The organism is Streptomyces sp. NPDC002104 (assembly GCF_053593795.1).
The window spans coordinates 36,769-42,768 of the sequence record NZ_JBSFDF010000060.1; the positions used below are offsets into that span (position 1 = coordinate 36,769).

General features: G+C 73.9%; 6 protein-coding genes. 4 read left to right on the forward strand and 2 right to left on the reverse strand.

The features are described 5' to 3' along the window. Positions 1-34 precede the first annotated feature (34 nt). From ACWCP2_RS33315 to ACWCP2_RS33330, 4 genes are all read left to right on the forward strand, one after another. The gene (locus ACWCP2_RS33315) at positions 35-1,474 is read left to right on the forward strand and encodes an aldehyde dehydrogenase family protein (protein WP_450912295.1); all 1,440 of its coding nucleotides are present in this window, start codon (positions 35-37) and stop codon (positions 1,472-1,474) included. 273 nt (positions 1,475-1,747) lie between these two features. Then, complete coding sequence (locus ACWCP2_RS33320) at positions 1,748-2,155, forward strand: thioredoxin family protein (protein ID WP_450912296.1); 408 nt, start codon at positions 1,748-1,750, stop codon at positions 2,153-2,155. A 61-nt stretch (positions 2,156-2,216) separates the two neighbouring features. Beyond that, complete coding sequence (locus tag ACWCP2_RS33325; RefSeq protein ID WP_450912297.1) at positions 2,217-3,647, forward strand: dihydrolipoyl dehydrogenase family protein; 1,431 nt, start codon at positions 2,217-2,219, stop codon at positions 3,645-3,647. Positions 3,648-3,755: 108 nt separating this feature from the next. After that, complete coding sequence (locus tag ACWCP2_RS33330) at positions 3,756-4,535, forward strand: alpha/beta fold hydrolase (RefSeq protein WP_450912298.1); 780 nt, start codon at positions 3,756-3,758, stop codon at positions 4,533-4,535. 75 nt (positions 4,536-4,610) lie between these two features. On the opposite strand, the gene ACWCP2_RS33335 is transcribed toward ACWCP2_RS33330, so the two are convergent. Next, complete coding sequence (locus ACWCP2_RS33335; RefSeq protein ID WP_450912299.1) at positions 4,611-5,054, reverse strand: PaaI family thioesterase; 444 nt, start codon at positions 5,052-5,054, stop codon at positions 4,611-4,613. 27 nt (positions 5,055-5,081) lie between these two features. Beyond that, complete coding sequence (locus ACWCP2_RS33340) at positions 5,082-5,660, reverse strand: TetR/AcrR family transcriptional regulator (protein ID WP_450912300.1); 579 nt, start codon at positions 5,658-5,660, stop codon at positions 5,082-5,084. Between the last annotated feature and the right edge of the window lie 340 nt (positions 5,661-6,000).

The following is a 6,000-nucleotide window of genomic DNA, read 5'->3' on the forward strand; positions in this document are numbered from 1 at the left end:
GCGCCACGCTCACCGCACCCGGAGGCCCCGCGCCATGCCGCTCCTCGATCCGACGCTCTGGCAGGACGGACCCACCCTCACCGGGGGTACCGCCCCGGTCCTCGAACCCGCCACCGGCCAGACCCTCGCGACCATCGACCTGGCCGCCCCGGCCGATGTGGCGGAGGTCGCCGTACGGGCCCACGCGGCCCAGCGGGACTGGGCGCGGGCCACCCACCTGGAGCGCGCGGCCGTGCTGCGCCGGGCCGGGGACCTGTTCACCGCCCACGCCGGCGAACTGCGGGACTGGCTGGTCCGGGAGTCCGGGTCCATCCCCGGCAAAGCCGACTTCGAGCTGCACGTCGCCGCGCAGGAGTGCTACGAGGCCGCGGCCCTGGCCTCGCGTCCGGCCGGCCAGGTGCTGCCGAGCGAGGCGCCTCGGCTGTCCTTCACCCGCCGCGAACCGGTCGGTGTCGTCGGGGTGGTGGCGCCCTTCAACGCGCCGCTGATCCTCTCGATCCGCTCGGTCGCGCCCGCGCTCGCCCTCGGCAACGCGGTGCTCCTCAAGCCGGACCGCCGCACCGCGGTGAGCGGCGGGCTCGCACTGGCCGCCGTCTTCGCGGCCGCAGGCCTGCCGGGAGGGCTGCTGCACGTCCTGCCCGGCGGTGCGCAGACGGGCGCGGCGGTGATCGCCGATCCCCTGGTCAGGGTGGTGTCGTTCACCGGATCCACCGCGAGCGGCCGGCTCGTCGGCGAGCTGGCGGGGCGTCATCTCAAGCGCGCGCACCTGGAGTTGGGCGGCAACTCGGCGCTCCTCGTGCTGCGTGACGCCGATGTGGAGGCGGCCGTCGCGCAGGCCTCCTGGGGCTCCTTCTTCCACCAGGGCCAGATCTGCATGACGGCCGGCCGGCACCTCGTGCACGCCTCGCTCCACGACGAGTACGTCGAGCGGCTCGCGGCGCGCGCGGAGGAGCTCGCGGTCGGGGACCCCTACCGGGAACGGGTGCACCTGGGGCCGCTCATCGACCGGGCCCAGCTGGACCGGGTCCACGGTCTGGTCGAGGCCAGCTCCGCGCAGGGCGCCAAACTCGTCACCGGAGGCTCGTACCAGGACCTCTTCTACCGGCCGACGGTGCTGGCGGGCGCCGGTGACGACAGCCCCGCCTACGCGGAGGAGGTCTTCGGGCCGGTGGCGCCCGTACGGTCCTTCGCGACGGAGGACGAGGCCGTGGAGCTCGCCTCCGCCGGCCCCTACGGGCTCTCCCTCGGGATCGTGACCGGCGACGCGGCGCGCGGGCTGGACCTGGCGGGGCGGATCCCGGTCGGGATAGCGCACGTCAACGACCAGACGGTGAACGACGAGGCGGTCGCCCCCTTCGGCGGCGTGGGCGCGTCCGGGACGGGCGCCCGGTTCGGCGGGGAGGCGAACCTCGACGCCTTCACCGAGCTGCGCTGGACCACGCTCCGCGCCACCCCGGGCGGGCATCCGTTCTAGGCCGTCTCCGGGTCCACCTGGCTCATGAGGTACTCCTCCCGTCCGTCGGCGGGCTCCTCCGAGCCGTCCCCTTCCCGTGACCGGCCGGCCCGGGTGGCCTCGGCGACGAGGGCGCGCAGGCCCGTACCGTCGGTCCGGACGCCCCGGGCCGCCCGCTGGGGGCCCTGGGCACATGGTGCGCATGGCGTGCATCGTGCGCGGTCAGGAATGCTTCGAGCCGGTCGTTCGTTCAGCAAAGGCAAGCAGCACAGCACTCTGGAGGTCTGGAATACCGTGGCTACTGTCGAACTCACCAAGGAGAACTTCGACCGGACGGTGAGCGAGAACCCGTTCGTCCTGATCGACTTCTGGGCGGGCTGGTGCCGTCCGTGCCTGCAGTTCGCCCCGGTGTACGAGAAGGCCGCCGAGGCCAACCCCGATCTGCTCTTCGCCAAGGTGGACACCGAGGCGCAGCAGGAGCTCGCCGCGGCCTTCCAGATCAGCTCGATCCCGACGCTGATGATCGTCCGGGACCAGGTCGCGATCTTCTCGCAGCCCGGCGCGCTGCCGGAGGCGGCGCTGACGGACCTCATCACCCAGGCCAGGGCGCTGGACATGGACGAGGTGCGGATGAAGATCGCAGCCGAGCAGGCGGGCGCGGCCGGCGCCGCGACCGAGGAGCCCGGGACGCCGGGGGCCTGATCCCGGCACGCCGGACACCCGATTACGTGACGGGCCCGCGCCGTGCGGTGAGACTGGCCCGATGAGCGAAGCGGTGGAGTACGACGTAGTGGTCCTCGGTGGGGGGCCGGCCGGCGAGAACGTCGTCGACCGGACCCGCGCCGCCGGGCTGAGCACGGCACTGGTCGAGAGCGAGCTGGTGGGCGGCGAGTGCTCGTACTGGGCCTGCGTCCCCAGCAAGGCGCTGCTCCGTCCGGCGCTGGCCAGGGCGGACGCGCGCCGGGTGCCCGGTCTGGCGGGGGCCGTGGCCGGCCCGCTGGACGCGGAAGCGGTCCTCGCGCACCGCGACTACTGGACCGGAAGCTGGAAGGACGACGGCCAGATCGACTGGCTGGAGTCGGTCGGCGCCCACGTGTACCGGGGTCACGGGCGGCTGTACGGGGTCCGCAAGGTCGCCGTCACCAGCCCGGAGGGGGAGCACCACGTGCTCTCCGCCCGGCACGCGGTCGTCGTCGCGACCGGTACCCGGGCCGTGATCCCGGAGCTGCCGGGCATCGAGGAGGCCCGGCCGTGGACCAGCCGCGAGGCCACGTCGGCGCAGGCGGCGCCGGGCCGGCTGCTGATCGTGGGCGGGTCGGTGGTGGCCGCGGAGATGGCCACGGCCTGGCAGGCGCTCGGCTCCCGGGTGACCCTGCTCGTACGGGGCTCCGGGCTGCTGCCGCGCATGGAGCCCTTCGCCGGGGAGCTGGTCGCCGAGGCGCTGCGCGAGGCGGGCGCGGAGGTCCGTACGGGCGTGGCCGTCGAGTCCGTCGAACGGGACGGCCCGACCGGGCCCGTCACCGTGGTGCTCGAAGGCGGCGAGCGGCTGGAGGGCGACGAGCTGCTGGTGGCGACGGGGCGCGCCCCGCGCACCGAGGACATCGGTCTCGACACCGTCGGGCTCGCCCCGGGCGGGTGGATCGCGGTGGACGACAGCTGCCGGGTCCCGGGGATCGACTGGCTGTACGCGGTCGGCGACGTCAACCACCGGGCGCTGCTCACCCATCAGGGCAAATACCAGGCCCGGATCGCGGGCGCGGTCATCGCCGCCCGCGCGGCGGGCAACGCGGCACTGGACACCGGCCGTTGGGGAGCGCACGCGGCGACGGCCGATACGCAGGCCCTCCCGCAGGCCGTGTTCACCGACCCCGAGGCCGCGTCGGTGGGCCTGACCCTCGCGGAGGCGGAGCGCGCCGGCCACCGGGTCCGGGCCGTGGACTACGACCTCGGCAAGGTCTCCGGCGCGGGTCTGTACGCCGACGGTTACCGGGGCCGGGCCCGCATGGTGGTGGACCTGGACCGCGAGGTCCTGCTCGGTGCCACCTTCGTCGGCCCGGGCGCGGCCGAGCTCCTGCACGCGGCGACGATCGCGGTCGCGGGCGAGGTGCCCATCGAGCGGCTGTGGCACGCGGTCCCGGCGTTCCCGACGATCAGCGAGATCTGGCTGCGGCTGCTGGAGGCGTACAGGGGGTAGCCGCTGCCGCCCAGGGCCATCCCGGTGATCCGGAGGGAGCGGCGCCGGGACCGGGACCACCGGGCGGGCCGTACTCGACCCGGCCGGGACAGCCCTTAGCATGCGGGGATGGAGATCCGCGCGGGCCGGGTGGCGGTCCACTCCGTGGAGCACGGGACCGGCCGGCCCGTGCTCGTACTCCACGGTGCCGGCGTCGATCACCGCGAGGCCGAGGCCTGCTTCGAGCCGGCCCTCGAGGGAGTCGCGCGGCTGCGGCGGATCTATCCCGATCTCCCCGGAATGGGCCGGACGGCCGCTCCGGACACGCTGCGCAGCGCCGACGACGTCCGCGACCTGCTGCTCGACTTCGCCGACGAGGTCACGGGCGGCAGCCCGTACCTCCTCGTCGGCCACTCGGCGGGCGCGTACTTCGCGCGGGCGATGGCCGCGCGGCGCCCGGCGCGGGTCGCCGGGCTGGCGCTGGTCTGTCCGCTGCTGCCGGGGCTGCGCGAGGTCCCGGAGCACCGTGTCGTCGCCGGATCGGGTGAGATCGGTGACGACGTGTTCCGGAGCTACTTCGTGATCCAGACCCCGGAGATGCTCGAACGGTACGAACGCCATGTCGCCCCGGCCGCCGCGCTCGTCGACGAGGCGGCGCTGGAGCGGATCGGCGAACGCTGGGAGTTCACCCCGGAGCACGCACCGGCCTACGCGGGCCCGACCGTGCTGGTGGCGGGGAGGCTGGACTCGACGGTCGGATACGCGGCCGCTTGCGACCTCGCCGGCCACTACCCGCACGCCTCGCTCGCCGTGGTCGACGACGCGGGCCACGCCCTGCCCCACGAGCAGCCGGAGCTCCTGCGCGCGCTCCTCGCCGAATGGCTCGTGCGGGTGGAGCGCGCGCGATGACCTCGTGACTCCGACCGGCAAGACCGCGCACCGCCCGCTCGGGGTACCGGCGGGGACGCCGGACGTCCGCCGGGATCAGAAGATCATGCAGGTGGTGGTCGCGTGGGCGATCAGCTTGCCCTGGCCGTCCAGGACCTTGCCCTCGGCGGTGGCGGTACGGCGTCCGGCGTGGATGACCTTGCCCTCGGCGGTGAGCACCTGTCCGTCGGTGCGGGCGGCGCGGATGTAGTTGACCTTGAGTTCGAGGGTGGTGTAGCCGGTGCCGGCGGGGAGCGTGGTGTGGACGGCGCAGCCCATCGCGGAGTCGAGGAGGGTGGCGGCGATGCCGCCGTGAACCGTGCCCAGGGGGTTGGCGAAGTCGGGGCGGGTGTCGAGGGAGACGACGATGCGGCCGTGCTCGACCTCGTCGAAGCGCATGCCCAGCAGCCGGCCGATGGAGGGAATGTCGGTGGGGCGTTCCGTCTGCACCCAGCGCATCAGTTCCAGGCCGGTCATGGAGGTGAGGTCGGCGGTGGTCACGTTCGTTCTCCTGTGGACGTGTGCGGTCTACGGACGGGGGGAGGGCTCGGACGCGCCGCGCTCGCGCAGGGCGTACCGGAGCAGCTCGTGGATCTCGGCAGCGGCCGCCTCGATCGGCTCGGTGCTCCGCTCGGCCCGGCACATGATCACCGCGCCTTCGGCCGCGGCGATGATGAGGGAGCCGAGTGTGCGGCTGCGTTCCTCCGGCAGGCCGTGCCGGACGAACAGGGCCGCGAGGGCATCGCGCCAGCGGGCGAAGACGGCGGCCGCGGAGCGGACGAGTTGGGGCGCGTCGTCGTTGGTCTCCACGGCCACCGCCACGATCGGACAGCCGGCCCGGAAGTCGCTGTCCACGAGCCGGTCACGCCACAGGACGAAGAACGCGTCGACGGCGGCCACCGGATCACCGGCCCGCGTCATGGCATCGATCAGACCCGCGATGAAGTCCCCGGCGAGCGACACCGCTTCGTCGATGAGCTGGGTCCGCCCGCCGGGGAAGTGGTGGTACACCGAGCCCCGGGGTGCTCCGCTGTGGGCGAGGACCCGGTCGATGCTCGTACCGCTCGCCCCGTACTCGGGCAGGAGGGCGGCGGCACTGAGGACCATCCGGTCGCGACTGTCACTTCTGCGCGGACTCACTCGCTCCACCGCCTTCCCGAAGCCGATGCGGGCCCGTCCAGCCGGGCTACCTGCCGGTAATCTATGGTCTATGGCATAGAACATGCAAGGGTTCACGTCACTCGAAGGCGGCGGCCACCAGGCCCAGGGCGCGCAGTCACCGAGCGCGGCCGCCAGGCGGGTTGGGCGCGAACGCCGGTGCGGCGGCGGTCCGGGAGTCGGCCGTCGGAGTGGAGCAGGGCCCTCACGGCCGTCGGCGCAACCGTATTCAGCAAGGGCTGTCCGTCGTCGCCTCGCCCGACCGCGATCTTGTCGTGCTCCCGGAACC